A 25,844-nucleotide genomic window follows, 5' to 3' on the forward strand; every position below is an offset into this window, starting at 1 on the left:
CCTTAAGTGGCGCGGCTGTTCGGCACGTGAATGTGCAGCCGGCAAAGCAAAGAGCAAAATGTGTCGGACGAAAACGGGGCAGGGTGCAGGCGATCAACTGTCGAAAGCATTCTGCAACCAGTTCAGCTGATTCGGGTGGCTTTCGATTGCCACCACATCGAAGCGGCAGGGGGAATTGGCCCAACGCGACTCGCGCTGAAGAAAATACTGTGCTGCAAAGATCAGTTTCTGCTGCTTGCGCTCGTCGATACTGGCGAGCGCGCCACCCCATTGAGTGTTCTTTCTGTAGCGAACTTCAACGAATACTACTGTATCGCCATCAAGCATGACCAGATCAAGCTCGCCGCGTTTGCATAACCAGTTCTGCGCCAACAGGCGCAGACCTTGTTGTTGCAGATGTTCGAGCGCTTGGCGCTCGGCATCCTTGCCGCTTTGCGAGCGTGACCTGTCGGGCATCAGCGCGGGGTGTCCGGCAGACGCTGCACCTGGCCGCTGACGAACTGTGCCCACGGCAGCTGGCGCACAACGCGTTGGGTCTGGGTCATGCCGAGGCTGCCCGACTGGCCTTCGATGCGGCTGTCCGGCAGGGCCTTGAGTTGACCCAGGCGCGGTGCCAGGCGATAGGCATCGGCGCCCATGGCGTACAGGCGACCAAGGCTGCCATTGGCTTGCGGCCATTGCGCAGCCACTTGCTGGCGCAGCGGATCGCTGGTTTCCAGCAGCCATGGGGTTTCGCAGAAGCGAATGCCGTTCATGTCGTTGTACTGGTTGACGTCGCCGCTGGCGCTGTACACGTGGGAAGTCGCGTAGACCGGCACGTCACCGGCGTACTGGAAGTTCAGGGTCGGCTTGATCTGCTGTGCCTGTTGCGGCGTCGCGGCCAAGAAGATGAATTCGATGTCCTGACGACGCGAAGGCTGGGCGGCGACATTTGTGCCGGCAACATTCTGCAGGCTCTTGGCGCGGGCTTCGCTCTGGCGCAGCTGGAACATGTCGGCGATCTGCTGGGCCAGTTGCACCGGCTGATCGACACGTTCGGTGGCAACGATACTGCCGCCATTGGCTTGCCAGTCCTGGCTGAACGCGCGCAGGACGCGATCGCCCCATTCACCCTTCGGCACCATGATCGCGGCGCGATGCAGGCCGTCGGCACGGGCACGACGGGAGACTTCGCGAGCTTCGTCTTCAGCAGCGAGGCCGAACTGGAACAACTGTGCCGGGCCTTGTTCGCCTTCGCTGTAGTTCAGCGCGAGGGTGGTGATCGGCAGTTGCGGGCGAGTGCTCAGTTGCTTGACCAGCGGTTTTTCCAGTGGGCCGACAACCAGTTGCACACCGTCAGCCTGAGCCTTGCGATAGAACTCGTCCATCGAGGTCAGCTTGGAGCTGTCGTAGAACTCGATGGCAGGTGGGTTTTGGCCGGCCTGTTGCGCCTGATAATGCGCGGCCATGAAGCCTTCACGCAGCGCTTTGCCGACCGACGCCAGCTGGCCGTCCTGTGGCAGCAGCAGGGCGATTTTGCTCAGTGGCTGGCTGGCCAGTTCCTTGAGCTTGGTCAGTGGCAGCGGCAGGTTGACAGCCGCCGGGTGCTTTGGATTCTGCGCACGCCAGTTGTCGATCGCGGCTTGTTGCTGTTCCAGCGTGCCTGCGGTTTTCACCGCTTGCGCCAGTGCCATCCAGCCGCCGAGATCGTCGGTGTTGTTCGGTTGCAATTGATCGGTTGGCAGCGACGCGATCAGGGTCCAGATCGCTTCGTGGTTCTTGCTCGCCGCTTCGCCTTCGAGCATCGGTGCGATGAACACCCGCTCGCGGGCAGCGGCCAGGGTCTGGCCATCGGCTTCAAGGGCGCGGGCGTGAACGGTGCCGGTGCGTACTTGCTGCTCTTCTGGCATTTCCCCGAGCTTCTGGAAGCTTGGGTGGCTCAGGGCAGTCAGCGCAGCTTTCGGCTGATTGCGCGTCATGGCCAGTTCGGCGGACAGCGTGTTGGCGAAAATCTGCTGGCCTGGCTTGAGTTGCTCCACCGGCACTTGTTGCAGGATTTGCGCGGACTGGCCGGCATTGCCTTGGCGATAAGCCTGGTCCGCCGCGCTCAGGCGCAGCAGGGCGGCTTGTTCCGGGGTTTTAGCCTGGGCAGCCTGTTCGAGCAGTTGCTCGATGCTGGCGTCCGGAGTCCGTGGAAGTTCGCCAAGGCTGGAGGAAGGGGAGCTGGCACACGCGGCCAACAAGGCAGCGAGGCAGAGGGCAGTGAACAGCCGCAGGCAAGCGATCATGTAAGTGTTCCTGATACTCGATCAAATTAGCGTGGAATTGTACCCAAGCACTGGCCGGGGCGCGATGTTACTGGCGTGAATCGGTCAATTTAGCTGGAGTAAATGTTGCGGCAGCGCACAACCGGACGAAAAACCGCGCTCGGCCGGAGCGTATCGCAAGCCTCGTGACGCGCTACAATGGCCGCTTTTACCGATCACGAGGTGTGCGCTTTGACTGCTCCAGGTCCTTTGAATTCCGCTGCGGGCTCGCTTTATGTGGTGGCGACGCCCATCGGCAACCTGGACGACATCAGCGCCCGGGCCTTGAAAATCCTGCGTGAAGTGGCCCTGATTGCAGCGGAAGACACCCGGCATTCGGCGCGCCTGATGCAGCACTTCGGCATCGGTACGCCGCTGGCCGCATGTCACGAACACAACGAACGGGATGAGGGTAGCCGCTTTATTACCCGGTTGCTGGCGGGCGACAACGTCGCGCTGATCTCCGATGCCGGCACGCCGCTTATCTCCGATCCGGGTTATCACCTGGTGCGTCAGGCCCGTGCGGCCGGCATCAACGTGGTGCCGGTGCCGGGTGCCTGCGCTTTGATCGCGGCGCTGTCGGCGGCGGGATTGCCGTCCGACCGTTTTATCTTCGAAGGTTTCCTGCCGGCCAAGTCGGTCGGACGCAAGGCGCGTCTGGAAGCGGTTAAAGAAGAGCCGCGCACATTGATTTTCTATGAAGCGCCGCATCGCATTCTCGAATGCCTGCAGGATATGGAAGCGGTGTTTGGCGGCGAGCGTCAGGCTCTGCTGGCGCGGGAAATCACCAAAACCTTCGAAACCCTCAAAGGCCTGCCGCTCAGCGAACTGCGTGCGTTCGTCGAGTCCGACAGCAATCAGCAGCGCGGCGAGTGCGTGGTTCTGGTGGCCGGCTGGACGGCGCCGGAGTCGGAAGACGCGGTCAGCAGCGAAGCTATGCGCATCCTCGATTTGCTGCTTGAGGAAATGCCGCTCAAGCGCGCCGCGGCACTGGCAGCACAAATCACTGGCGAGCGCAAAAACGTGCTGTATCAGGTGGCGCTGGATAAACAGAAAGGCGTGTAAGCCGTCGCCCATGGCGCTCTGGAGGGTTTTAGCGCTTGTTCTTCCGGCGCTCTGCCGTTAACCTTCGCGGCGGAGAGTCGATCGGACAGTCGCTGCCCTCTATGAAAATTAGGGGGGGGAGGAAAGTCCGGGCTCCATAGGGCGAAGTGCCAGGTAATGCCTGGGAGGCGTGAGCCTACGGAAAGTGCCACAGAAAATAACCGCCTAAGCGCGCAAGCGCCGGTAAGGGTGAAAAGGTGCGGTAAGAGCGCACCGCACGTCTGGCAACAGTTCGTGGCTAGGTAAACCCCACTTGGAGCAAGACCAAATAGGGTCCCAAGGCGTGGCCCGCGCTGGGACCGGGTAGGTTGCTAAAGATGTCCAGTGATGGCCATCGTAGACGAATGACTGTTCAAGACAGAACCCGGCTTACAGATCGACTCTCCACCTTTTTCTTTCCCTGCTTGAAACAAAGAAGACGCGGCTGTGTAATATCAGCCGGCCTGGTCTGAAATTCCGGCAGCGGCAAACGCGGTAATAGCCTTTTCCCACCCTGCTTCAATCAACAGCCGAAGCGCCTTTGTAATACCGAAAAAATCTTACTCTTAACAAACTACTTTAACTTCCGAGCGCAGCGTTCAGTGCTGCATCAGGTTATTGGTCGAAACTTCACGTCAGATTCTCGTTGAGCCTCCTTTTACGTCGCTAAATCTCCGTTCTGTAAGGCTTTTCCTTTAATCCGCGCCTTGACGGTGTGGTGGGCGCATTCCTATAGTGTGCGCAAGTGGCGGAAAGTGGCATGAAGTGGGTTTTTTGAGCTCAAAACGATAAAAATTGGAGAAACGCTGACGTGTTTCGCGGAGCTAACGCTATCAGTCTCGATGCAAAGGGCCGTCTCGCCATGCCGAGCCGGTACCGTGACGAGCTCGATTCGCGTAGTTCCGGCCAATTGATCGTGACCATTGATGCCGTTGATCCATGCCTGTGTGTCTATCCGCTCGATGAGTGGGAAATTATTGAAACCAAGTTGCGCGCACTCCCTTCGCTTCGCGAAGAGAACCGTCGCCTGCAACGTTTATTGATTGGTAATGCCGTCGACCTCGAACTCGATGGCAGTGGTCGTTTTCTGGTTCCGCCGCGTTTGCGCGAATACGCCAAGCTCGATAAGCGCGCGATGCTGGTCGGCCAACTGAACAAGTTCCAATTGTGGGACGAGGATGCATGGAATGCGGTATCTGCCGCTGACCTTGCTGCTATTCAACAACCGGGCGCGATGCCTGATGAACTGCGTGATTTGATCCTGTGACTATTGATAGCGGCTTTAACCACATCACCGTACTGCTTGACGAAGCCGTCGAGGCTCTCGCCGTACGTCCTGATGGCTGCTATCTGGACGGCACGTTCGGGCGCGGCGGGCACAGCCGGTTGATCCTCAGCCAGCTCGGGCCGGACGGTCGACTCATCGGATTCGACAAGGATCCTCAAGCGATTGCCACCGGGCAAACGCTAGCGGCCGAAGACGGCCGCTTTGTCGTTGTGCAGCGCAGCTTTGCCGAGCTCGGTTCGGTGGTTGCCGAGCAGGGGCTGGTCGGCAAGGTCAGCGGCATTCTGCTCGACCTCGGCGTGTCGTCGCCGCAGCTCGATGACGCCGAGCGCGGCTTCAGTTTCCTCAATGACGGGCCGCTGGACATGCGCATGGACCCGTCCCGTGGTATCAGCGCTGCCGAATTCGTCAACACCGCGCCGGTGGAAGAAATCGCCCGGGTGTTCAAGGAATACGGCGAAGAGCGTTTCTCAGGGCGTATGGCCCGTGCCGTCGCCGAGCGCCGTGACATCAAGCCGTTCGAGCGCACCGCCGATCTGGCCGAAGTGCTGAAAGTCGCCAACCCGGCGTGGGAAAAGGGCAAGAACCCGGCCACCCGCGCATTTCAGGGTTTGCGCATTCACGTCAACAACGAACTCGGCGATCTTGAAGCCGGCCTCGACGCCGCGCTGGACGCGCTGGAAGTTGGCGGCCGTCTTGTGGTCATCAGCTTCCACTCGCTGGAAGACCGCATCGTCAAACTGTTCATGCGCAAACTGGTGAAAGGCGAGGCGGATAATCTGCCGCGCAATCTGCCGGTTCGCCACGTCGCCTTCGAACCGAAAATCAAAATCCACGGCAAAGCGCAGACGGCCTCCGACGCCGAACTCAAAGCCAACCCACGTTCCCGTAGCGCCGTCATGCGTGTCGCGGAGAAGTTGCGGTGAGCAAGCTTTTCGCCAAACCCCTGCCCGGCGGCAGCTTTCTGATGCTGTTGCTGTTTATCGGCGTGCTGTTTTCGGCCATTGCCGTGTCGTACAGCGCGCACTGGAACCGGCAATTGCTCAACACGCTTTATAACGAACTCAGCGTGCGCGACAAGGCGCAGGCCGAATGGGGCCGGCTGATTCTCGAGCAGAGCACCTGGACTGCGCACAGCCGCATCGAAGTGCTGGCCACCGAACAACTGAAGATGCACATCCCTGGCGCGGCTGACGTGAAAATGGTGGCGCCATGATGAAACTCGAAGGCGCACTGTTCCCATGGCGCTTCCGCTTGATGGTGGCGCTGCTTGGCCTGATGGTCGCGGCGATCTGCTGGCGCATCATCGACCTGCAAGTGGTCGACCGTGACTTCCTCAAAGGTCAGGGCGACGCGCGCAGCCTGCGGCACATTCCGATTCCGGCGCACCGTGGCCTGATCACCGACCGTAATGGCGAACCTCTGGCCGTCAGTACGCCAGTGACCACGTTGTGGGCCAACGCCAAGGAAATGCAGACGGCCAAAGAGAAGTGGCCAGCGCTCGCCGCCGCGTTGGGCCAGAACCCGAAAGCCCTGAGCGAACGCCTTGAAGCCCAGGCCAACAAAGAATTCATTTACCTGGTGCGCGGGCTGACCCCCGAGCAGGGTCAGGCTGTGCTCGATCTGAAAGTGCCGGGCGTTTATGGCATCGAAGAATTCCGCCGCTTCTACCCGGCCGGTGAAGTCACCGCGCACATGGTCGGCTTTACCGATATCGACGATCACGGTCGCGAAGGTGTCGAGCTGGCCTATGACGAATGGCTGGCCGGGGTGCCGGGCAAACGACAAGTCATCAAGGATCGCCGTGGCCGGCTGATCAAGGATGTTCAGGTTACCAAGAACGCCAAGGCCGGCAAGCCCTTGGCGTTGTCGATTGACCTGCGTCTGCAATACCTGGCCAACCGCGAGCTGCGCAACGCGATCATCGAGAACGGCGCGAAGGCCGGCAGTCTGGTGATCATGGACGTGAAGACCGGCGAAATTCTGGCCATGGTCAACCAGCCGACCTACAACCCGAACAACCGTCGCAACCTGCAACCGGCGATGATGCGCAACCGCGCGATGATCGACGTGTTCGAACCGGGTTCGACCATGAAAGCCATTTCCATGAGCGCTGCGATCGAAACCGGCCGCTGGAAACCGAGCGACACCGTCGAGGTGTACCCGGGCTCGTTGCAGATCGGCAAGTACACCATCAAAGACGTGTCGAAGACCGAAGGTCCGGTGCTCGATCTGACCGGCATCCTGATCAATTCCAGTAACGTCGGCATGAGTAAAGTCGCCTTCGATATCGGCGGCGAAACCATTTTCCGTCTCGCGCAGAAAGTCGGCCTCGGTCAGGACACCGGCCTGGGCTTCCCCGGCGAACGTGTCGGCAATCTGCCCAACTACCGCGAATGGCGCAAGGCTGAAACTGCAACCTTGTCTTACGGCTACGGTATTTCCGTGACCGCGATCCAGTTGGTGCATGCATTCTCGGCGCTGGCCAACAACGGTCGTCTCGCGCCGCTGACCCTGATCAAAACCGACAAGATGCCGCAGACCACTCAAGTGCTGCCGGAAGCCGTGGCGAAAACCATGCAGGGCATGTTGCAGCAAGTGATCGAAGCACCGCGCGGTGTGTTCCGTGCGCAGGTGCCGGCGTACCACGTGGGCGGCAAGTCGGGTACCGCGCGCAAAACTTCGGTCGGCACCAAGGGCTACGCAGAAAATTCCTACCGCTCGCTGTTCGCCGGCTTCGGCCCGATGAGCGATCCGCGTTACGCCATCGTTGTGGTGATCGATGAACCGACCAAGGCCGGTTACTTCGGTGGTCTGGTGTCGGCGCCAGTGTTCAGCCGTGTGATGTCCGGCACCCTGCGCCTGATGAACGTTACCCCGGACAACCTGCCGACCACCCAGCAGGCCAATGCCACCCCGGTCGTTCCGCTGAAAGCCAATGGAGGGCGCGGCTGATGTCATTAAGTCTGAACAAGATATTTCCCCACGCCGGCCACGATCTGTTGATCCGTGAACTGGCGCTGGACAGCCGCAACGTGCGCGCCGGCGATCTGTTTCTCGCCGTGCCCGGTGGCCGCTTCGATGGCCGTGCGCACATCGCCGATGCCTTGCAACGCGGCGCGGCTGCCGTGGCTTATGAAGTCGAAGGCGCCACCGTGCTGCCGATTACTGACGTGCCGCTGATTCCGGTCAAGGGTCTGGCGGCGCAGCTGTCGGACATTGCCGGACGTTTTTACGGTGAGCCGAGTCATCACTTGAACCTGATCGGCGTCACTGGCACCAATGGCAAGACCAGCGTGACCCAACTGGTCGCGCAGGCGCTGGATCTGCTCGGCCAGCATTGCGGCATCGTCGGCACCCTCGGTTCCGGTTTCTACGGCGCGCTGGAAAGCGGCCTGCACACCACGCCGAATCCGATTGCCGTGCAAGCGACGCTGGGCGACCTGAAAAAGGCCGGCGCGAAAGCCGTGGCCATGGAAGTGTCGTCTCATGGTCTGGATCAGGGGCGGGTGACAGCGCTGGCGTTCGACGTGGCGGTGATGACCAATCTGTCACGTGATCATCTGGATTATCACGGCACCATGCAGGCGTACGCGGAGGCCAAGGCCAAGCTGTTCGCCTGGAATGACCTGAAGTGCCGCGTGGTCAACCTCGACGACGATTTCGGCCGGCAATTGGCGGCGGAAAAACGCGAGTCGCGTTTGATCACCTACAGCCTGCTCGACAGCAGCGCTTACCTGTTTTGTCGCGAAGCGCAGTTCGACGACCACGGCGTGCGCGCCACGCTGGTCACGCCGCAGGGCGAGCATCACCTGCGCAGCACATTGCTCGGGCGTTTCAACCTGAGCAACGTGCTGGCCGCAGTCGGCGCCTTGCTTGGCCTGGATTACGCCCTCGACGAAATTCTCAAAGTGCTGCCCAAACTCGAAGGCCCGGCCGGGCGCATGCAGCGTTTGGGTGGCGGCACGCAGCCGCTGGTGGTGGTCGATTACGCCCACACGCCCGATGCGCTGGAAAAGGTTCTCACTGCGCTGCGCCCGCACGTCAAAGGTCAACTGCTGTGCCTGTTCGGCTGCGGCGGGGATCGCGATCGTGGCAAACGTCCGCTGATGGCCGAAGTGGTAGAGCGCCTCGCCGACCAAGTGTTGGTCACCGACGACAACCCGCGCACCGAAGATCCTGCGGTGATTTTCGACGACATCCGCGCCGGTTTCACCGCTGTGGATAAAGTCACTTTCGTCGCCGGTCGTGGCCAGGCCATCGCGCAACTGATCGCCGGTGCGACGGCTGACGACGTGATTGTGCTCGCCGGCAAAGGTCACGAGGACTATCAGGAAATCAACGGCGTGCGCCATGCGTTTTCCGATCTGGTCGAGGCCGATCATGCCCTGACCGCGTGGGAGGTGGCCCATGCTTAAGGCCCTGCCACTCAGCGAATTGATCAACGCGCTTGACGCCCGGCTGATCGGCGACGACGCCAGTTTCAATGGCGTGAGCATCGACAGCCGCGCGATCCAGCCAGGCCAGTTGTTCATCGCCCTGACCGGCCCGCGTTTCGACGGTCATGACTATCTGAACGACGTTGCCGGCAAAGGCGCTGTAGCGGCACTGGTCGAGCGCGAAGTCGCCGACAGCGCGCTGCCGCAATTGCTGGTCAAGGACACCCGTCAGGCGCTGGGCCAACTCGGCGCCTTGAACCGTGCTGCATTCACCCAGCCAGTGGCGGCGGTGACCGGTTCCAGCGGCAAGACCACGGTCAAGGAAATGCTTGCGAGCATCCTGCGCACCCGCGGCCCGGTGCTGGCAACCCGTGGCAATCTGAACAACGACCTCGGCGTACCGCTGACCCTGATCGAACTGGCGCCGGAACACACCTCGGCCGTGATCGAACTGGGCGCCTCGCGTCTTGGCGAAATCGCCTACACCGTCGGCCTGACCAAGCCGCACGTGGCGATCCTGAACAACGCTGGCACCGCTCACGTCGGTGAGTTCGGCGGCCCGGAAAAAATCGTCGAAGCCAAAGGCGAAATCATCGAAGGTCTGGCCGCCGATGGCATCGCCGTGCTCAACCTCGATGACAAGGCTTTCGGCATCTGGAAGACCCGTGCGACTGGCCGCCAAGTGCTGACCTTCGCCCTGAGCAACAGCGAAGCGAATTTTCACGCCAGTGATCTGGCCACTGATGCCCGCGGTTGCCCAGCGTTCAACCTGCACACGCCTGAGGGTAGCGAGCGCGTGCAACTGAACCTGCTTGGTACCCATAACGTCGCCAATGCCTTGGCTGCCGCCGCTGCTGCTCACGCCTTGGGCGTGTCGCTGTTCGGCATCGCCACCGGCCTCGGCGCGGTGCAACCGGTCAAGGGGCGCACCGTCGCGCAACTGGCGAAAAACGGCATGCGCGTGATCGATGACACCTACAACGCAAACCCCACCTCGATGTGCGCGGCCGTTGATATACTCGCCGGCTTTTCCGGCCGCACCGTCCTGGTGCTCGGAGATATCGGCGAGTTGGGCGACTGGGCGGAGCAGGGGCACCGCGACGTGGGCGAGTACGCCCGAGGCAAGGTTTCCGCGCTTTACGCGGTCGGGCCGAACATGGTCCACGCGGTAAACGCTTTCGGTGAGCAGGCGCAGCACTTCGGCACACAGGCCGAGCTGATCCAGGCCCTCGCCGCCGAGCAGGACACAAACACCACCATTTTGATCAAGGGTTCGCGCAGCGCAGCGATGGAAAACATCGTTGCGGCTCTGTGCGGGTCCAGTCTGGAGAAACATTAATGCTGCTGCTGCTAGCGGAGTATCTGCAACAGTTCTACAAAGGCTTCGCGGTCTTCCAGTACCTGACCCTGCGCGGGATTCTCGGTGTGCTGACCGCGCTGGTTTTGTCGCTGTGCTATGGCCCGTGGATGATCCGTACTCTGCAGAACCGTCAGATCGGCCAATCGGTACGTAACGACGGTCCGCAATCGCACCTGTCCAAATCCGGCACGCCGACCATGGGTGGCGCGCTGATTCTGTCTTCGATCGGCGTCAGCACTTTGCTCTGGGCGGACCTGAGCAATCGCTATGTCTGGGTGGTGCTGTTGGTGACGCTGCTGTTCGGTGCTATCGGCTGGGTCGACGATTACCGCAAAGTCATCGAGAAAAACTCCCGTGGCCTGCCGAGCCGCTGGAAGTATTTCTGGCAATCGGTGTTCGGCCTCGGCGCAGCGATCTTCCTTTATATGACTGCCGCCACGCCGGTGGAAACCACCCTGATCCTGCCGATGCTCAAGGACTACAGCATTCCGCTGGGTGCCGGGTTCATCGTATTGACCTACTTCGTGATTGTCGGTTCGAGCAACGCGGTCAACCTGACTGACGGCCTCGACGGCCTGGCGATCATGCCAACCGTGATGGTCGGCGGTGGCCTGGGGATTTTCTGCTACCTGTCGGGTAACGTGAAATTTGCCGAATACCTGCTGATTCCTTACGTGCCTGGCGCGGGCGAGCTGATTGTGTTCTGCGGCGCACTGATCGGTGCCGGCCTCGGCTTCCTCTGGTTCAACACCTATCCGGCGCAAGTGTTCATGGGCGACGTCGGTGCCCTGGCACTCGGCGCGGCACTGGGCACCATCGCCGTGATCGTCCGCCAGGAAATCGTCCTGTTCATCATGGGCGGCGTGTTCGTGATGGAAACCCTGTCAGTGGTCATTCAGGTTGCCTCCTTTAAGCTGACCGGTCGCCGCGTGTTCCGCATGGCGCCGATTCACCACCACTTTGAACTCAAGGGCTGGCCCGAGCCGCGCGTGATCGTCCGTTTCTGGATCATCACCGTGATTCTCGTCCTGGTCGGCCTTGCCACCCTGAAGCTGAGGTAGAACGAGTGTCTCTGATCGCTTCTGACCACTTCCGCATCGTTGTCGGCCTCGGCAAGAGCGGCATGTCCCTGGTTCGCTTCCTGGCGAACCGGGGCACGTCGTTTGCCGTCGCCGACACGCGGGACAATCCACCGGAACTGGCCACGCTCAAGCGTGACTATCCGCACGTGGAAGTGCGTTGTGGCGAGCTGGACGTCGAATTCCTCTGCCGTGCCGACGAGCTCTACGTGAGCCCCGGCCTGGCGCTGGCGACCCCGGCCCTGCAAGCCGCCGCGGCCCGTGGCGTGAAAATGTCCGGCGACATCGAGCTGTTCGCGCGTAACGCGCGGGCGCCGATTGTCGCGATCACCGGTTCCAACGCAAAAAGCACCGTCACCACGCTGGTTGGCGAAATGGCGGCTGCGGCTGGCAAACGCGTCGCTGTTGGCGGCAACCTCGGCACCCCGGCGCTGGATCTGCTCAGCGATGTCGTCGAGCTGTACGTGATGGAGCTGTCGAGTTTCCAGCTGGAAACCACCGACCAGCTCAACGCCGAAGTGGCCACCGTACTGAACATCAGCGAAGACCACATGGATCGCTACAGCGGTCTGCCGGCCTATCACCTGGCCAAGCACCGGATCTTCCGTGGCGCGAAGCAGTTTGTGGTCAACCGTCAGGACGCCCTCAGCCGTCCGTTGATCGGCGAAGGTCAGCCATGCTGGACCTTTGGCCTGAGCAAGCCGGATTTCAAGGCGTTCGGCATTCGCGAAGAAGATGGCGAGAAGTACCTGGCCTTCGAATTCCAGAACCTGATGCCGGTGCGTGATCTGAAGATTCGCGGCGCGCACAACCAGTCCAACGCGCTCGCCGCATTGGCCCTGGGTCACGCTGTGGGCCTGCCGTTCGACGCCATGCTCGCAGCGCTGCGCACGTTTGCCGGTCTCGAGCATCGCTGCCAGTGGGTGCGCGATCTCGATGGCGTGGCTTATTACAACGATTCCAAAGCCACCAACGTTGGCGCTGCTCTGGCCGCCATCGAAGGCCTCGGTGCGGACATCGACGGCAAGATCATTCTGATCGCCGGCGGTGACGGCAAAGGCGCCGAATTCAATGATTTGCGCGATCCGGTGGCGGCCAACTGCCGCGCCGTGGTCCTGATGGGCCGTGACTCCGACAACATCGGCGCAGCCATTGGCGATGCCGTACCGCTGATTCGCGCGAGCTCGCTGATCGACGCTGTTGCGCAATGCCGCGCCGCTGCCCAACCGGGCGATGTGGTGCTGCTGTCGCCGGCCTGCGCCAGTTTCGACATGTTCAAGAATTACGAAGACCGTGGTCACCAGTTCGTCCGCGCTGTGGAGGAACTGGCATGAACCTGAGAAACATCATCAAGCCGTACCCGTCGCCGCTGATCACCGGGCGTGGCATCGACCTCGATTTCCCGATGCTCGCCGGTTGCCTGGCGCTGCTGGGGCTTGGCCTGATCATGATCGCCTCGGCGTCCACCGAAGTGGCGGCGGCGCAGTCGGGCAGTCCGCTGTATTACATGATTCGCCACCTTATCTATGTGGTGCTGGGCCTGGGCGCGTGCATCGTCACCATGATGATCCCGATCGCCACCTGGCAGCGCCTCGGCTGGATGATGCTGATCGGTGCGTTCGGCCTGCTGGTGATGGTGATCATCCCCGGCATTGGCCGCGAAGTGAACGGTTCGATGCGCTGGATCGGTTTCAGCTTCTTCAACGTGCAGCCGTCGGAAATCGCCAAGGTGTTCGTGGTGATCTACCTCGCCGGTTATCTGGTGCGCCGGCAGAAAGAAGTGCGCGAGAGCTGGATGGGCTTTTTCAAGCCGTTCATCGTCCTGCTGCCGATGGCCGGTCTGTTGCTGATGGAACCGGACTTCGGTGCCACCGTAGTCATGATGGGCGCGGCGGCGGCGATGCTGTTCCTTGGCGGGGTCGGGCTGTTCCGTTTCTCGCTGATGGTGGTGCTGGCGGTCGGCGCGGTGGTTTTGCTGATTCAGATGCAGCCCTATCGAATGGCGCGTCTGACCAACTTCGCCGACCCGTGGGCCGACCAGTTCGGCGCCGGTTATCAGTTGTCGCAAGCCTTGATCGCGTTTGGTCGCGGCGAGTGGCTGGGCGTCGGCCTGGGCAACAGCGTGCAGAAACAGTTCTACCTGCCGGAAGCGCACACCGACTTCGTGTTCTCGGTACTCGCCGAAGAACTCGGTGCGGTCGGTTCGCTCTGCACCGTCGCGCTGTTCGTGTTCGTGTGTATTCGCGGCATGTACATCGGCCTGTGGGCGGAGAAGGCCAAGCAGTTCTTTGCCGCGTACGTGGCTTACGGCTTGTCGTTCCTGTGGATTGGTCAGTTCCTGATCAACATCGGCGTGAACGTAGGCCTGTTGCCAACCAAAGGTCTGACCTTGCCGTTCCTCAGTTACGGCGGCAGCTCGCTGGTGATCTGCTGCGCCTGTCTGGGGCTGTTGCTGCGCATCGAGTGGGAGAGTCGAACCCACCTGGGCAGCGAAGAGATGGAATTCCAGGAGAGCGACTTCGCCGAGGAGCCGACTCATGGGCGCTAACGTATTGATCATGGCCGGCGGTACCGGCGGCCACGTGTTCCCGGCGCTGGCCTGTGCCCGCGAGTTTCAGGCGCGCGGCTACACCGTGCACTGGCTCGGCACGCCACGCGGGATCGAAAACGAACTGGTCCCGGCGGCAGGGCTTGAACTGCATCGGATCAACGCCAGCGGACTGCGCGGCAAGGGCAAGCTGTCGCTGCTCAAGGCGCCGCTGATGCTGCTGAAATCGGTATGGCAGGCGCGGGCGATCATGCGCCGCCTGAAGCCGGTGTGCGTGGTCGGCTTCGGCGGTTATGTGACTGGCCCTGGTGGTCTCGCCGCGAAACTGGCCGGCGTGCCAGTGATCGTTCACGAGCAGAACGCGGTCGCCGGCACCGCCAATCGGTTGCTGGTGCCGTTCGCCGCCCGAGTGTGTGAAGCGTTCCCCGACACCTTTACTCTGTCGGACAGCCGCCGTACTACCGGTAATCCGGTGCGCAGCGAGCTGTTCCTCGACACATCGCGACCGGCGCTGACCGGGCGCAAAGCGCGTTTGCTGATCCTTGGCGGCAGCCTCGGCGCAGAACCGTTGAACAAATTGCTGCCTGAAGCCCTGGCCCAAGTCGCTGCCGATTTGCGCCCGGAAGTGTTTCATCAGGCCGGCAAAAATCACGATGAAGTGACTGCCGAGCGTTACCGCGCCGCGGGCGTGGACGCGCAGGTGCAGCCGTTCATCAAAGACATGGCCCAGGCCTATGGCTGGGCTGACCTGGTGGTGTGCCGCGCCGGCGCGCTGACCATCAGTGAGCTGGCGGCCGCCGGTCTGCCCTCGATGCTGGTGCCTTTGCCCCATGCGATCGACGATCACCAGACCCGCAACGCCGATTATTTGGCCCGCGAAGGCGCAGCCTTCCTGATGCCGCAAAGAACGACTGGTGCCGCGGATCTCGCCGCGCGCCTGACAGAGGTCTTGATGCAACCGCAACGACTCGAAGCAATGGCCCAAGCGGCCCGCCGACTGGCCAAACCCGATGCCACCCGTAGCGTGGTCGATACCTGTCTGGAGGTGGCCCATGGTTGAGAATCAGAAAGCCATGCCACAACCGGAAATGCGCCGCATCCGTCGCATCCACTTCGTCGGCATTGGCGGCGTGGGCATGTGCGGTATCGCTGAGGTGTTGTTGAACCTGGGCTATCAAGTCTCCGGTTCCGACCTGAAAGCCTCGCCGGTGACCGAACGCCTGGAATCGTTTGGCGCGCAGATCTTCATCGGTCACCGTGCCGAGAACGCCGCTACTGCCGACGTGCTGGTGGTGTCGAGCGCTGTGAACACGTCCAACCCGGAAGTGGCGACTGCCCTTGAGCGTCGTATTCCAGTAGTGCCGCGCGCAGAAATGCTCGCCGAACTGATGCGCTATCGCCACGGTATTGCCGTCGCCGGTACCCATGGCAAAACCACCACCACCAGCCTGATCGCTTCGGTGTTCGCGGCCGGTGGTCTGGACCCGACATTCGTGATCGGTGGTCGTCTGAATGCAGCGGGCACCAATGCCCAGCTCGGCACCAGCCGTTACCTGATCGCCGAAGCCGACGAAAGCGATGCGAGCTTCCTGCATCTGCAGCCGCTGGTGGCCGTGGTCACCAACATCGACGCCGACCACATGGCGACCTACGACGGTGACTTCAACAAACTGAAGAAAACCTTCGTCGAATTCCTGCACAACCTGCCGTTCTACGGGCTGGCGGTGATGTGCCTGGACGATCCGGTGGTGCGCGAAATCCTGCCGCTGGTGAAACGTCCGACCGTGACCTACGGCTTCAGCGAAGACGCCGACGTACGCGCAATCAATGTGCGCCAGCAGGGCATGCAGACCTTCTTCACCGTGCTGCGCCCGGATCGCGAGCCGCTGGACGTGTCGGTGAACATGCCCGGCAACCACAACGTGCTCAACTCGCTGGCGACCATCTGCATCGCCACCGACGAAGGCGTCAGCGATGAAGCCATCGTTCAGGGCCTGTCGGGCTTCCAGGGTGTTGGTCGGCGCTTCCAGGTCTACGGCGAACTGCCGGTAGATGGCGGCAACGTAATGCTGGTCGACGACTACGGTCACCACCCGACCGAAGTCGCTGCGGTGATCAAAGCCGTGCGCGGTGGCTGGCCGGAGCGTCGTCTGGTGATGGTCTACCAGCCGCACCGCTACAGCCGCACCCGTGATCTGTACGACGACTTCGTCAATGTACTGGCCGATGCCAACGTGCTGCTGCTGATGGAAGTCTATCCGGCCGGCGAAGAGCCGATCCCGGGCGCCGACAGCCGCAAGCTGTGCAACAGCATCCGCCAGCGCGGTCAGCTCGACCCGATCTACATCGAGCGGGGCGTTGATCTGGCACCGCTGGTCAAGCCGCTGCTGCGCGCCGGCGACATTCTGCTGTGCCAGGGCGCGGGTGATATCGGCGGTCTCGCGCCGAAGCTGTTGAAAAGTGAATTGTTCGCCGGCGCCGTGGCGGCGCCGGTCGAGGGGAAGTTGAAATGACTGCTGCCTACGCCAAGCTGTTCTCCACCATCGCGCCGAAAGACTTCGGCCGCGTCGCCGTGCTCTTCGGCGGCTTGAGTGCCGAGCGTGAGGTGTCGCTGAAATCCGGCAACGCTGTGCTCGAGGCGCTGCAAAGCGCTGGCGTCGACGCGTTCGGCATCGATGTGGGCGAAGATTTCCTGCAGCGTCTGCTCAGCGAAAAGATCGACCGTGCGTTCATCATTCTCCACGGTCGCGGCGGTGAAGACGGCAGCATGCAAGGCCTGCTCGAATGCGCGGGTATTCCGTACACCGGCAGCGGCATCCTCGCCTCGGCACTGGCGATGGACAAACTGCGCACCAAGCAGGTCTGGCACAGCCTCGGGATTCCGACGCCGCGTCACGCCGTGCTGTGCAGCGAAGCCGATTGTATTTCGGCAGCGACGGAACTGGGCTTGCCTTTGATCGTCAAACCGGCGCATGAAGGTTCAAGTATCGGGATGGCCAAAGTGAATTCTGCGTCCGAGTTGATCGACGCATGGAAAGCGGCCAGTACCTACGATTCGCAAGTGTTGGTCGAGCAATGGATTCAAGGTCCGGAGTTCACCATCGCCACCCTGCGTGACCAGGTGTTGCCTCCTATCGCCCTGGGTACACCGCACACATTTTACGACTACGACGCCAAGTACATCGCCAACGATACCCAGTACCGCATTCCGTGCGGCCTGGACGCGGCCAAGGAACAGGAACTCATGGAACTCACGGCCAAGGCCTGTGAGGCGCTGGGTATCGCCGGTTGGGGCAGGGCGGACGTGATGCAGGACGCCGACGGGCAGTTCTGGTTCCTCGAAGTCAATACCGCACCGGGCATGACCGATCACAGTCTTGTGCCGATGGCGGCGCGGGCTGCCGGTCTGGATTTCCAGCAACTGGTTCTGGCCATTCTGGCCGCCAGCGTCGAAGACGCAGGCGCAACAGAGGCGCGAGGTTAAGACCATGCAAGGCGCTCATCTCAGACATCAGCCACCCGCACCCGGCCGCAAGCCGGTGCCGCGGGGTGCCAGCCGAATGGTGGCGAAAGAGCCGATGTCCGCGCGCCTGCCGAAAGCCAATTTCAGCTTTCTGAAAAGCCTGTTCTGGCCGGTGCTGCTGGTGGCGCTGGGCTTTGGTACTTATGAAGGCGCGCAGCGTTTGCTGCCGTACGCTGACCGGCCGATCAGCAAGATCGCGGTGCAGGGCGACTTGAGCTACATCAGCCAGCAGGCGGTGCAGCAGCGGATCGCGCCGTTCGTGGCGTCGAGCTTCTTCACCATCGACCTGGCCGGTATGCGTACCGAGCTTGAGCAGATGCCCTGGATCGCCCACGCCGAAGTGCGGCGGGTATGGCCGGATCAGGTAGTGATCCGCCTCGAAGAGCAATTGCCGGTGGCGCGTTGGGGCGACGAGTCGTTGCTCAACAACCAGGGTCAGGCGTTTACGCCCAAGGAACTGGCGAACTACGAACACCTGCCACAGCTGTTCGGCCCACAACGGGCTCAGCAGCAGGTGATGCAGCAGTATCAGGTGCTGAGCCAGATGTTGCGCCCGCTGGGTTTTTCGATTGCACGCCTGGAATTGCGTGAACGCGGCAGCTGGTTCCTGACCACCGGTGCCGGCAGTTCCGGCCCCGGCATCGAGTTGCTGCTGGGACGCGGCAACCTGGTGGAAAAGATGCGCCGCTTCATCGCCATCTATGACAAGACGCTGAAAGAGCAGATTACGAACATTGCGCGCATCGATCTGCGCTACGCCAACGGCCTCGCTGTTGGCTGGCGGGAACCCGTAGCGCCGACGACAGCCCAACCCGCTGTTGCGAAGAATTAAGAAGAGGCAGGACCCATGGCAAACGTGCAAAGCGGCAAAATGATCGTCGGTCTCGATATCGGCACCTCCAAAGTGGTGGCGCTGGTAGGCGAGGTCGCGGACGACGGCCAGCTGGAAATCGTCGGGATCGGCACGCATCCGTCCCGCGGCCTGAAGAAGGGCGTGGTGGTCAACATCGAATCCACCGTGCAGTCGATCCAGCGCGCGATCGAAGAAGCCCAGCTCATGGCCGGCTGCCGCATTCACTCGGCTTTTGTCGGCGTGGCCGGCAATCACATCCGCAGCCTGAATTCCCACGGCATCGTCGCGATCCGTGATCGCGAAGTCAGCTCGGCCGACCTTGAGCGTGTGCTCGACGCCGCTCAGGCCGTGGCGATCCCGGCTGACCAGCGCGTGCTGCACACCCTGCCGCAGGATTACGTGATCGATAACCAGGAAGGCGTGCGCGAGCCGCTGGGCATGTCCGGCGTACGTCTGGAAGCCAAGGTTCACGTGGTCACCTGCGCCGTCAACGCTGCACAGAACATTGAAAAATGCGTGCGTCGCTGCGGTCTGGAAATCGACGACATCATCCTCGAGCAACTGGCCTCGGCCTACTCGGTGCTGACCGACGACGAGAAAGAGCTGGGCGTGTGCCTGGTCGACATCGGTGGTGGCACTACCGACATCGCTATCTTCACCGAAGGCGCGATCCGTCACACCGCGGTGATCCCGATTGCCGGTGATCAAGTGACCAACGACATCGCCATGGCGTTGCGCACTCCGACTCAGTACGCCGAAGAGATCAAGATCCGTTACGCCTGCGCCCTGGCCAAACTGGCCGGTGCCGGTGAAACCATCAAGGTGCCAAGCGTCGGCGATCGTCCACCGCGTGAACTGTCGCGTCAGGCCCTGGCCGAAGTGGTCGAGCCGCGTTACGACGAACTGTTCACCTTGATCCAGGCCGAGCTGCGTCGCAGCGGCTACGAAGACCTGATCCCGGCGGGCATCGTGCTCACCGGTGGTACGTCGAAAATGGAAGGCGCCACTGAACTGGCCGAAGAGATCTTCCACATGCCGGTGCGCCTCGGTGTGCCGCATGGCGTAAAAGGCCTGGATGACGTGGTGCGCAACCCGATTTATTCCACTGGCGTTGGTTTGTTGATGTACGGCCTGCAGAAGCAGTCCGACGGAGTTTCGTTCTCCGGCATCGGCAGCCGCGACAGCTACAGCAGCGAAGAGCCTCAGGCGCCGCTGCTGGACCGACTGAAAAAGTGGGTTCAGGGCAATTTTTAAAAAAGCAGCCTGGAGCGACAAGCTTCAAGCGGCAAGCAACTGCAGTAGATACACCGCTACAAACAGCAGTAGGCGAAAAAACTAGAGAATGTAAGGAGAGGGAAAATGTTCGAACTCGTAGACAACATCCCCGCAAGCCCGGTAATCAAAGTTATCGGTGTCGGCGGTGGCGGCGGCAACGCTGTCAATCACATGGTCAAGAGCAACATCGAAGGCGTTGAGTTCATCTGCGCCAACACCGATGCTCAAGCGCTGAAAAACATCGGCGCGCGGACCATCCTGCAACTGGGCACTGGCGTGACCAAAGGCCTGGGCGCCGGCGCTAACCCTGAGGTCGGCCGTCAAGCCGCTCTGGAAGACCGCGAGCGCATCGCTGAGGTGCTGGCCGGCACCAACATGGTGTTCATCACCACCGGCATGGGCGGCGGTACCGGTACCGGTGCAGCGCCGATCATTGCCGAAGTGGCCAAGGAAATGGGCATCCTGACCGTTGCGGTCGTGACCCGTCCGTTCCCGTTCGAAGGCCGCAAGCGTATGCAGATCGCCGACGAAGGCATCCGCATGCTTTCGGAAAGCGTCGACTCGCTGATCACCATTCCGAACGAAAAACTGCTGACCATCCTCGGCAAAGACGCAAGCCTCTTGTCGGCTTTCGCCAAGGCTGACGATGTACTGGCCGGTGCCGTTCGCGGTATCTCCGACATCATCAAGCGTCCAGGCATGATCAACGTCGACTTCGCCGACGTGCGTACCGTGATGAGCGAAATGGGCATGGCGATGATGGGCACTGGCTGCGCCAGCGGTCCGAACCGTGCACGTGAAGCCACCGAAGCGGCAATCCGCAACCCGCTGCTGGAAGACGTCAACCTGCAAGGCGCGCGCGGCATTCTGGTGAACATCACCGCCGGTCCTGACCTGTCCCTGGGTGAGTACTCCGACGTTGGTTCGATCATCGAAGCCTTTGCTTCCGAGCACGCGATGGTCAAGGTCGGTACCGTTATCGATCCGGACATGCGCGACGAGCTGCACGTAACCGTGGTTGCCACCGGTCTGGGCGCGAAAATCGAGAAGCCTGTGAAGGTTATCGACAACACCGTTCACACCTCGATGGCTTCGGCGCAGGTGCAACAACCAGCTCCGGCCCGTCAGGAGCAGCCAGCGGTGAACTACCGTGATCTGGACCGTCCGACCGTCATGCGCAATCAGGCTCAGGCCGGTGCTGCGGCTGCCGCGAAGATGAATCCGCAGGATGACCTGGACTACCTGGACATTCCGGCATTCCTGCGTCGTCAGGCCGATTGATGGAATGTATCAGGGCTATGAAGGTGATTGGTGTTCAGCAAAGGCATGGTCTGCTATCATCGCCAGCCTTTGTTGATACCAGTTCGCAATTTGCGCTGAAGCGGCCCAAGCCATGATTAAACAACGCACACTGAAAAATATTATCCGTGCCACAGGTGTAGGCCTGCACTCCGGTGAGAAGGTCTATCTGACCCTCAAGCCTGCGCCTGTCGACACTGGCATTGTGTTTTGTCGCGCTGACCTCGACCCTGTGGTGCAGATTCCTGCCCGCGCGGAAAACGTCGGTGAAACCACTATGTCGACGACGCTGATCAATGGCGACGTCAAAGTGGACACGGTAGAGCACTTGCTCTCGGCCATGGCTGGCCTGGGCATCGATAACGCCTACGTCGAGCTCTCCGCGTCCGAAGTCCCGATCATGGATGGCAGCGCTGGACCCTTCGTATTCCTGATTCAATCGGCTGGCCTGGAAGAGCAGGACGCCGCCAAGAAATTCATCCGCATCCTGCGTGAAGTGACAGTGGAAGACGGCGACAAGCGCGCCACTTTCGTCCCTTTCGAAGGCTTCAAGGTGAGCTTCGAGATCGATTTCGATCACCCGGTATTCCGGGACCGCACCCAGAGTGCAAGCGTGGATTTTTCCAGCACTTCGTTCGTAAAAGAAGTCAGCCGCGCCCGTACCTTTGGTTTCATGAGTGACATCGAGTACCTGCGCAAGCACAACCTCGCACTCGGCGGCAGCGTGGAAAACGCGATCGTGGTCGACGCTGATGGCGTGTTGAACGAAGACGGTCTTCGTTATGAAGACGAATTCGTCAAACACAAGATCCTCGATGCGATTGGCGACCTGTACCTGCTGGGCAACAGCCTGATTGGTGAGTTCAAAGGCTTCAAGTCCGGTCATGCACTGAACAACCAGCTGCTGCGCAAATTGATTGAGCAGACAGATGCGTGGGAAGTGGTGACGTTCGAAGACGCCAGCACCGCACCAATCTCTTACATGCGCCCTGTTGCGGCCGTGTAAGTAAAAAACCTCTCTAGTTTTTTGAAGGCCATCCTCGGATGGCCTTTTTTTATGCCTGTGGTTTCTCTAGTGTCTGATCAGGCGTCTTCGCGAGCAGGCTCGCTCCCACAGTTGGAATGCGCTCCCCTGTGGGAGCGAGCCTGCTCGCGAAGGCGGCGGCGCCATCACCCCGGAAACATCAAGCTGACACTACGACGCGATTACGCCCGCCTTCCTTGGCCTGATACAGCGCCTTGTCCGCCGCGAACAACAGCTGCTCCAGCGTCATCTCGCTCGCCGATGTCCACGTGGCAATGCCGATACTCACGGTCATCGCCCGCTCAGCGCCTTCGACCCAGGGCAAGTTTTCCACAGCCTGGCGAATCTGCTCGGCGATCTGCTGCGCTCCTGCGCTGTCGGTCTCGGCGAGGATCACCGAAAACTCTTCACCGCCATACCGCGCGACCAGATCCGCCGGACGCCGCACGTTCGCGGTGATTACCTTGGCCAGTTCACGCAAGACCTGATCCCCAGCCTGATGGCCATGCCGGTCATTGAAGGCTTTGAAGTGGTCAGCATCGATCATCATCACCGACAGCGGCTGGCCCGAGCGCTGGGCGCGGAACCATTCGTGGCGCAGGGTCTGATCAAGCATGCGCCGGTTGGCCACACCGGTCAGATCATCGGTTGCAGCCAGTTGCGCCAGTTCGCGTTCGGCGCGATGGCGCAAACGCAGTTCCCGGGCGAGCAGCCAAGTCAGCCACAACAGCCCCAGGCACAACACGCCGGTGGCGCCGCTGATCAGGATCGCCGTGCGCCGCCAGGTGCCAAACACCTCCTCGCTGGACAGCGCTACCATCACGGTCAACGGCAGGTTGCCCACCCGCGAATAGGTGTAGAGCCGGCGCTGGTCATCCATGCTTGAGGTACTGGTGAAACTGCCGCTGCCATCGCGGTCATTGAGAATGCGCACGACGTTGGGCCGATTGCCGAAGCTCTTGCCTACTGAATCGCTTTGCAGGTACGGCTTCTGCGCGAGCAGCACGCCATCGCTATTAATGATGTTCAATGTGCTGTCAGTGCCTATGTCGAGGCTCTTGAACAGGTCGTCGAAGTAGTCGAGTTTCAACGAAGCGACGGCAACGCCGAGGAATTCACCGGTCTGCGAGGAGATGCGCCGGCTGAAGCTGATGCGCCACTGATCGGCCTCTTCACAATCGCAGCGAGTCTTGAACGGTCGGCTGATGAACATGCCGATATCGCGGTTGAAGGCGTGGGCGAGAAAATAATCGCGGTCGGCGAAATTGCCCGGTTTCGGTTCAATGCGCGAGGAGTCGGCGATCACCTCGCCATGCTTGTCGAGCAGGAGGATGTCGCCCTTGAAGCGCGCGGTGGCAGAGCGATCGAACAGCGCCAGATGACGGATCTGCGGCGAGACATTCTGCAGGTCGTCACGCTGAGCGGCGGCGATCAGCCCTTGCAGCGTTAGGTCGTACAGCTCGACGGTGCGCAGCACGTCGGCGTCGATCAATTGCGCAATCGTGGTGGCGCGACGGGTGGCGGTCTCCTGCGCACTGGCGTACTCGCGGATCAGCAGGAAGGTGACGATGCACACCATCGCAATCACGGTCAGCAGACTGCCGAGGATCAGCAGACGCTCGGGGCGACCGGTCTGGCCTGTGATGGAGGGCGTGCGGCTGGCGATCATGATGGGGAGCCGGTTGGAGTGGTTTCATAAGCTTAGTTGGGCTGACGCCGGACGAACCTGTGGGAGCGAGCCCGCTCGCGAAAGCGGTGTGTCATTCAACACAGATGTTGACTGACAATCAGCTTTCGCGAGCAGGCTCGCTCCCACAGGGTAGATCACAGGATCTGAAAAACGCAGCGCCGATCTTAGAAGACGTCGACCGGGTAGTCGATGATCACGCGGTATTCATCTGTATCCGAATCAATCGCGCCGTAGCCGTTGCCGCCACGGTTGGTCGCCCATTGCAGGCGCACCGCCAGGTTCTTGGCCTGGCCGCTTTGCACGACGTACTGCAAATCGATGTCGCGTTCCCAATGCTTGGCGTTGCGGCCATCGGCGCTGTACCAGTTGGCATAGGCTGTGCTGTCCGGATCGGCTTTGGTCAGATCCACCGTGCCGCGTGAATAGGACAGCGCCGAAGTCAGGCCGGGGATGCCGACACCGGTGAAGTCGTAAGCGTATTTCAGCTTCCACGAGCGTTCGTTCGGGCCGTTGAAGTCCGAGTATTGCTGAGAGTTGTCCAGATAAACGCTGTCGCCCTGGCTGATGTAGTCGAACGGCGTATTGCCGTTGACCCGCTGGTACGCGGCGGTAACGCTGTGGCTGCCAATGCCGACGGTGAGATGCACGCTGTAAGCGTTGTTGTCGATGTCGCCGAGCAGCGCCTCGCCGGTGTCTTGCGTGTGATAGAAGTGCACGCCCGGGTTGAGGCTGACCAGATCGTTCAATTGCCAGGTGTAGTCGAGGTCATAGTAGTACTGGTTCCAGATGTCTTTCAGCTCAGAGGCATAAAGGCTGCTGGTCAGACCTTCAACACCGCTCCAGGCCACACCGGCCCAGTTCAGGTGTTGGCTGTCATCACCATCGGCCAGCGTGCCGTAGGACGTGCTGATTCGCGTGTGGCCACTTTGGTTATACGGCTTGGTGAAGCTGGCCTGGCCACCTTCGATCAGCCAGCCGTCGAAGCTGTGGTTGCTCAGGCTGATGCCACGAAAGGTCTGCGGCAGCATGCGCGTGTCGCCGCCGGCAATCACCGGGTTGGTGAGAAACAGATCACCGGCCTTCAGCTCGGTATCGAAGGCGCGCAGCTTCAACGCGCCACCCGCAGTGGAGAAGGAGCCCGGCGCTTTGCCGTCGCCATCGCTGATCGGCAGGATGCTCGAACCGTCGGTACCGCCACCACCGTCGAGTTTCAGGCCGAGCATGGCGTGAGCATCGACGCCGAAGCCGACCGTGCCTTCTGTATAGCCAGACTGGAACACTCCGAGAAAACCCTGGCCCCACTCGATATTGTCGTCCGCCTTCTGCAGGCGGTTGCGATTCATGTAGTAGTTGCGGGCGTTGAGATTGAGGCTCGAGCCTGCGACGAAGCCCTGTTGGGCTGACTCATCGGCGTGGACGGCGGGGGCAATACTTGCGGCAATTGCAATGAACAGCGGGGTGAGGCGGGCAGGGTAAAACACGTGCGGTGGAGCTCCTTGGGTCAGCGGGCCGCTCTGTTTCTTGAGCGACTTTGATGTTTCTTGTTGTTACAGACGCACCAGACAGCTTTCAGACCACAACGAAAAAAGGCCGCTGAACGGCAGCGGCCTGGAGTGACGACGGTTGAACGGGAAGAGCCAAACAACCGCGTCGAGGGAAACCTTTCGCGGTGCGACTCAGCTGTCTTTCTCGAGCGCTTGAGTCTGGGAATTGGCGGCCTGAGGGTACTGTGTCGCGTCTTGTGCCTTGGCCATCACTTCGGCCTGATGCTGATCGAATGCCTGCGCGCGAGCGATTTTTTGCGCAACGAACGTTTGCGATTCTTCAGCCATCGCCATCGGCGACAGGATCAATGTGGACAAAACGAATGCGCTGGCAATACCCATACTGTTGGACATCTTGAAAACCTTCTCGCTTGGCGAGTGCTGTTTGGTGCGGGCAAAGATAAGGTTGCCGCGCGTTGGGAAACAGCGTGATTTTCATAAATGACTGTTACAGCAAAAGCAAAGATCGGCACGGGTAACAACCCGGTCTGTGCGTGATGGTGGCCTGTGGCGAGGGGATTTATCCCCGTTGGGCTGCGAAGCGGCCCCAAGAATTC

The 25,844-nt window shown here is 61.1% G+C and carries 22 protein-coding genes and 1 other RNA gene; 18 read left to right on the forward strand and 5 right to left on the reverse strand.

What is annotated here, in order from left to right:
* Positions 1 to 93 precede the first annotated feature (93 nt).
* A complete protein-coding gene (locus ACMYUN_RS19780; protein ID WP_415761523.1) occupies positions 94 to 456 on the reverse strand; it encodes a YraN family protein in 363 nt (120 codons plus the stop codon).
* Entirely contained in the window at positions 456 to 2,267 is a 1,812-nt protein-coding gene (locus ACMYUN_RS19785) for a penicillin-binding protein activator (protein ID WP_122603712.1), read from the reverse strand. Before ACMYUN_RS19785 ends, ACMYUN_RS19780 begins: the two co-directional genes overlap by 1 nt.
* A 177-nt stretch (positions 2,268 to 2,444) precedes the next feature.
* On the opposite strand from ACMYUN_RS19785, the gene rsmI reads away from it, so the two are divergent.
* The 18 genes from rsmI to lpxC all read left to right on the forward strand — a co-directional run bounded on the left by rsmI (position 2,445) and on the right by lpxC (position 22,035).
* Complete coding sequence (gene rsmI, locus ACMYUN_RS19790; protein ID WP_016773267.1) at positions 2,445 to 3,350, forward strand: 16S rRNA (cytidine(1402)-2'-O)-methyltransferase; 906 nt, start codon at positions 2,445 to 2,447, stop codon at positions 3,348 to 3,350.
* A gap of 73 nt (positions 3,351 to 3,423) precedes the next feature.
* An RNA gene (rnpB, locus tag ACMYUN_RS19795) (RNase P RNA component class A) lies at positions 3,424 to 3,777 on the forward strand.
* 402 nt (positions 3,778 to 4,179) lie between these two features.
* Complete coding sequence (gene mraZ / locus ACMYUN_RS19800) at positions 4,180 to 4,635, forward strand: division/cell wall cluster transcriptional repressor MraZ (protein ID WP_007917012.1); 456 nt, start codon at positions 4,180 to 4,182, stop codon at positions 4,633 to 4,635.
* Complete coding sequence (gene rsmH / locus ACMYUN_RS19805; protein ID WP_415761525.1) at positions 4,632 to 5,579, forward strand: 16S rRNA (cytosine(1402)-N(4))-methyltransferase RsmH; 948 nt, start codon at positions 4,632 to 4,634, stop codon at positions 5,577 to 5,579. Before mraZ ends, rsmH begins: the two co-directional genes overlap by 4 nt.
* A complete protein-coding gene (ftsL, locus tag ACMYUN_RS19810) occupies positions 5,576 to 5,869 on the forward strand; it encodes a cell division protein FtsL (RefSeq protein ID WP_016773269.1) in 294 nt (97 codons plus the stop codon). Before rsmH ends, ftsL begins: the two co-directional genes overlap by 4 nt.
* Positions 5,869 to 7,608, forward strand: a complete 1,740-nt coding sequence (locus tag ACMYUN_RS19815) for a peptidoglycan D,D-transpeptidase FtsI family protein (RefSeq protein ID WP_177433300.1) — start codon at positions 5,869 to 5,871, stop codon at positions 7,606 to 7,608. Before ftsL ends, ACMYUN_RS19815 begins: the two co-directional genes overlap by 1 nt.
* Entirely contained in the window at positions 7,608 to 9,071 is a 1,464-nt protein-coding gene (locus tag ACMYUN_RS19820; protein ID WP_039761379.1) for a UDP-N-acetylmuramoyl-L-alanyl-D-glutamate--2,6-diaminopimelate ligase, read from the forward strand. Before ACMYUN_RS19815 ends, ACMYUN_RS19820 begins: the two co-directional genes overlap by 1 nt.
* A complete protein-coding gene (locus ACMYUN_RS19825; protein WP_415761528.1) occupies positions 9,064 to 10,431 on the forward strand; it encodes a UDP-N-acetylmuramoyl-tripeptide--D-alanyl-D-alanine ligase in 1,368 nt (455 codons plus the stop codon). The genes ACMYUN_RS19820 and ACMYUN_RS19825 overlap by 8 nt, the downstream gene beginning before the upstream one ends.
* Positions 10,431 to 11,513 carry a phospho-N-acetylmuramoyl-pentapeptide-transferase gene (gene mraY / locus ACMYUN_RS19830; RefSeq protein ID WP_016773275.1) on the forward strand — a complete coding sequence of 361 codons (1,083 nt, stop codon included), beginning with the start codon at positions 10,431 to 10,433 and terminating at the stop codon, positions 11,511 to 11,513. Before ACMYUN_RS19825 ends, mraY begins: the two co-directional genes overlap by 1 nt.
* A 5-nt stretch (positions 11,514 to 11,518) precedes the next feature.
* The gene (gene murD / locus ACMYUN_RS19835) at positions 11,519 to 12,865 is read left to right on the forward strand and encodes a UDP-N-acetylmuramoyl-L-alanine--D-glutamate ligase (protein ID WP_415761529.1); all 1,347 of its coding nucleotides are present in this window, start codon (positions 11,519 to 11,521) and stop codon (positions 12,863 to 12,865) included.
* On the forward strand, positions 12,862 to 14,079 hold the full coding sequence (gene ftsW, locus ACMYUN_RS19840; RefSeq protein WP_016773276.1) for a putative lipid II flippase FtsW: 1,218 nt from the start codon (positions 12,862 to 12,864) through the stop codon (positions 14,077 to 14,079). The genes murD and ftsW overlap by 4 nt, the downstream gene beginning before the upstream one ends.
* Entirely contained in the window at positions 14,069 to 15,139 is a 1,071-nt protein-coding gene (gene murG, locus ACMYUN_RS19845) for an undecaprenyldiphospho-muramoylpentapeptide beta-N-acetylglucosaminyltransferase (protein ID WP_039761385.1), read from the forward strand. The genes ftsW and murG overlap by 11 nt, the downstream gene beginning before the upstream one ends.
* Entirely contained in the window at positions 15,132 to 16,592 is a 1,461-nt protein-coding gene (murC, locus tag ACMYUN_RS19850) for a UDP-N-acetylmuramate--L-alanine ligase (RefSeq protein ID WP_039761387.1), read from the forward strand. The genes murG and murC overlap by 8 nt, the downstream gene beginning before the upstream one ends.
* The gene (locus tag ACMYUN_RS19855) at positions 16,589 to 17,563 is read left to right on the forward strand and encodes a D-alanine--D-alanine ligase (protein WP_016773280.1); all 975 of its coding nucleotides are present in this window, start codon (positions 16,589 to 16,591) and stop codon (positions 17,561 to 17,563) included. The genes murC and ACMYUN_RS19855 overlap by 4 nt, the downstream gene beginning before the upstream one ends.
* 4 nt (positions 17,564 to 17,567) lie before the next feature.
* Complete coding sequence (locus tag ACMYUN_RS19860) at positions 17,568 to 18,434, forward strand: cell division protein FtsQ/DivIB (RefSeq protein ID WP_039761388.1); 867 nt, start codon at positions 17,568 to 17,570, stop codon at positions 18,432 to 18,434.
* Positions 18,435 to 18,449: 15 nt separating this feature from the next.
* A complete protein-coding gene (gene ftsA, locus ACMYUN_RS19865; protein ID WP_016773282.1) occupies positions 18,450 to 19,709 on the forward strand; it encodes a cell division protein FtsA in 1,260 nt (419 codons plus the stop codon).
* Positions 19,710 to 19,814: 105 nt separating this feature from the next.
* On the forward strand, positions 19,815 to 21,011 hold the full coding sequence (gene ftsZ / locus ACMYUN_RS19870) for a cell division protein FtsZ (protein ID WP_016773283.1): 1,197 nt from the start codon (positions 19,815 to 19,817) through the stop codon (positions 21,009 to 21,011).
* Positions 21,012 to 21,123: 112 nt separating this feature from the next.
* Complete coding sequence (gene lpxC, locus ACMYUN_RS19875) at positions 21,124 to 22,035, forward strand: UDP-3-O-acyl-N-acetylglucosamine deacetylase (protein WP_007916984.1); 912 nt, start codon at positions 21,124 to 21,126, stop codon at positions 22,033 to 22,035.
* A gap of 178 nt (positions 22,036 to 22,213) precedes the next feature.
* Here the strand turns inward: lpxC and ACMYUN_RS19880 are convergent, their stop codons facing one another.
* The 3 genes from ACMYUN_RS19880 to ACMYUN_RS19890 all read right to left on the reverse strand — a co-directional run bounded on the left by ACMYUN_RS19880 (position 22,214) and on the right by ACMYUN_RS19890 (position 25,641).
* Positions 22,214 to 23,722, reverse strand: coding sequence for a sensor domain-containing diguanylate cyclase (locus tag ACMYUN_RS19880; protein ID WP_415761532.1), 1,509 nt, complete (start codon positions 23,720 to 23,722; stop codon positions 22,214 to 22,216).
* Between the two features lie 185 nt (positions 23,723 to 23,907).
* Positions 23,908 to 25,224, reverse strand: a complete 1,317-nt coding sequence (locus ACMYUN_RS19885) for an OprD family porin (protein WP_415761534.1) — start codon at positions 25,222 to 25,224, stop codon at positions 23,908 to 23,910.
* Between the two features lie 195 nt (positions 25,225 to 25,419).
* A complete protein-coding gene (locus ACMYUN_RS19890; RefSeq protein WP_415761536.1) occupies positions 25,420 to 25,641 on the reverse strand; it encodes a hypothetical protein in 222 nt (73 codons plus the stop codon).
* Positions 25,642 to 25,844 lie beyond the last annotated feature (203 nt).

It is taken from the genome of Pseudomonas sp. CP4 (assembly GCF_047758505.1).
Classification (GTDB): domain Bacteria; phylum Pseudomonadota; class Gammaproteobacteria; order Pseudomonadales; family Pseudomonadaceae; genus Aquipseudomonas; species Aquipseudomonas fluorescens_AO.

What these genes read in the sequence shown, in the direction of transcription:
- ACMYUN_RS19785 (WP_122603712.1), bottom strand. Translation starts at nt 2,267, where the DNA reads ATGATCGCTTGCCTGCGGCTGTTCACTGCCCTCTGCCTCGCTGCCTTG.
- ftsW (WP_016773276.1), top strand. Translation starts at nt 12,862, where the DNA reads ATGAACCTGAGAAACATCATCAAGCCGTACCCGTCGCCGCTGATCACC.
- ACMYUN_RS19855 (WP_016773280.1), top strand. Translation starts at nt 16,589, where the DNA reads ATGACTGCTGCCTACGCCAAGCTGTTCTCCACCATCGCGCCGAAAGAC.
- murC (WP_039761387.1), top strand. Translation starts at nt 15,132, where the DNA reads ATGGTTGAGAATCAGAAAGCCATGCCACAACCGGAAATGCGCCGCATC.
- ACMYUN_RS19820 (WP_039761379.1), top strand. Translation starts at nt 7,608, where the DNA reads ATGTCATTAAGTCTGAACAAGATATTTCCCCACGCCGGCCACGATCTG.
- ACMYUN_RS19825 (WP_415761528.1), top strand. Translation starts at nt 9,064, where the DNA reads ATGCTTAAGGCCCTGCCACTCAGCGAATTGATCAACGCGCTTGACGCC.
- mraY (WP_016773275.1), top strand. Translation starts at nt 10,431, where the DNA reads ATGCTGCTGCTGCTAGCGGAGTATCTGCAACAGTTCTACAAAGGCTTC.
- ACMYUN_RS19815 (WP_177433300.1), top strand. Translation starts at nt 5,869, where the DNA reads ATGAAACTCGAAGGCGCACTGTTCCCATGGCGCTTCCGCTTGATGGTG.
- ACMYUN_RS19890 (WP_415761536.1), bottom strand. Translation starts at nt 25,641, where the DNA reads ATGTCCAACAGTATGGGTATTGCCAGCGCATTCGTTTTGTCCACATTG.
- ftsZ (WP_016773283.1), top strand. Translation starts at nt 19,815, where the DNA reads ATGTTCGAACTCGTAGACAACATCCCCGCAAGCCCGGTAATCAAAGTT.
- lpxC (WP_007916984.1), top strand. Translation starts at nt 21,124, where the DNA reads ATGATTAAACAACGCACACTGAAAAATATTATCCGTGCCACAGGTGTA.
- ACMYUN_RS19780 (WP_415761523.1), bottom strand. Translation starts at nt 456, where the DNA reads ATGCCCGACAGGTCACGCTCGCAAAGCGGCAAGGATGCCGAGCGCCAA.
- ACMYUN_RS19880 (WP_415761532.1), bottom strand. Translation starts at nt 23,722, where the DNA reads ATGATCGCCAGCCGCACGCCCTCCATCACAGGCCAGACCGGTCGCCCC.
- murG (WP_039761385.1), top strand. Translation starts at nt 14,069, where the DNA reads ATGGGCGCTAACGTATTGATCATGGCCGGCGGTACCGGCGGCCACGTG.
- ACMYUN_RS19860 (WP_039761388.1), top strand. Translation starts at nt 17,568, where the DNA reads ATGCAAGGCGCTCATCTCAGACATCAGCCACCCGCACCCGGCCGCAAG.
- ftsA (WP_016773282.1), top strand. Translation starts at nt 18,450, where the DNA reads ATGGCAAACGTGCAAAGCGGCAAAATGATCGTCGGTCTCGATATCGGC.
- rsmI (WP_016773267.1), top strand. Translation starts at nt 2,445, where the DNA reads ATGGCCGCTTTTACCGATCACGAGGTGTGCGCTTTGACTGCTCCAGGT.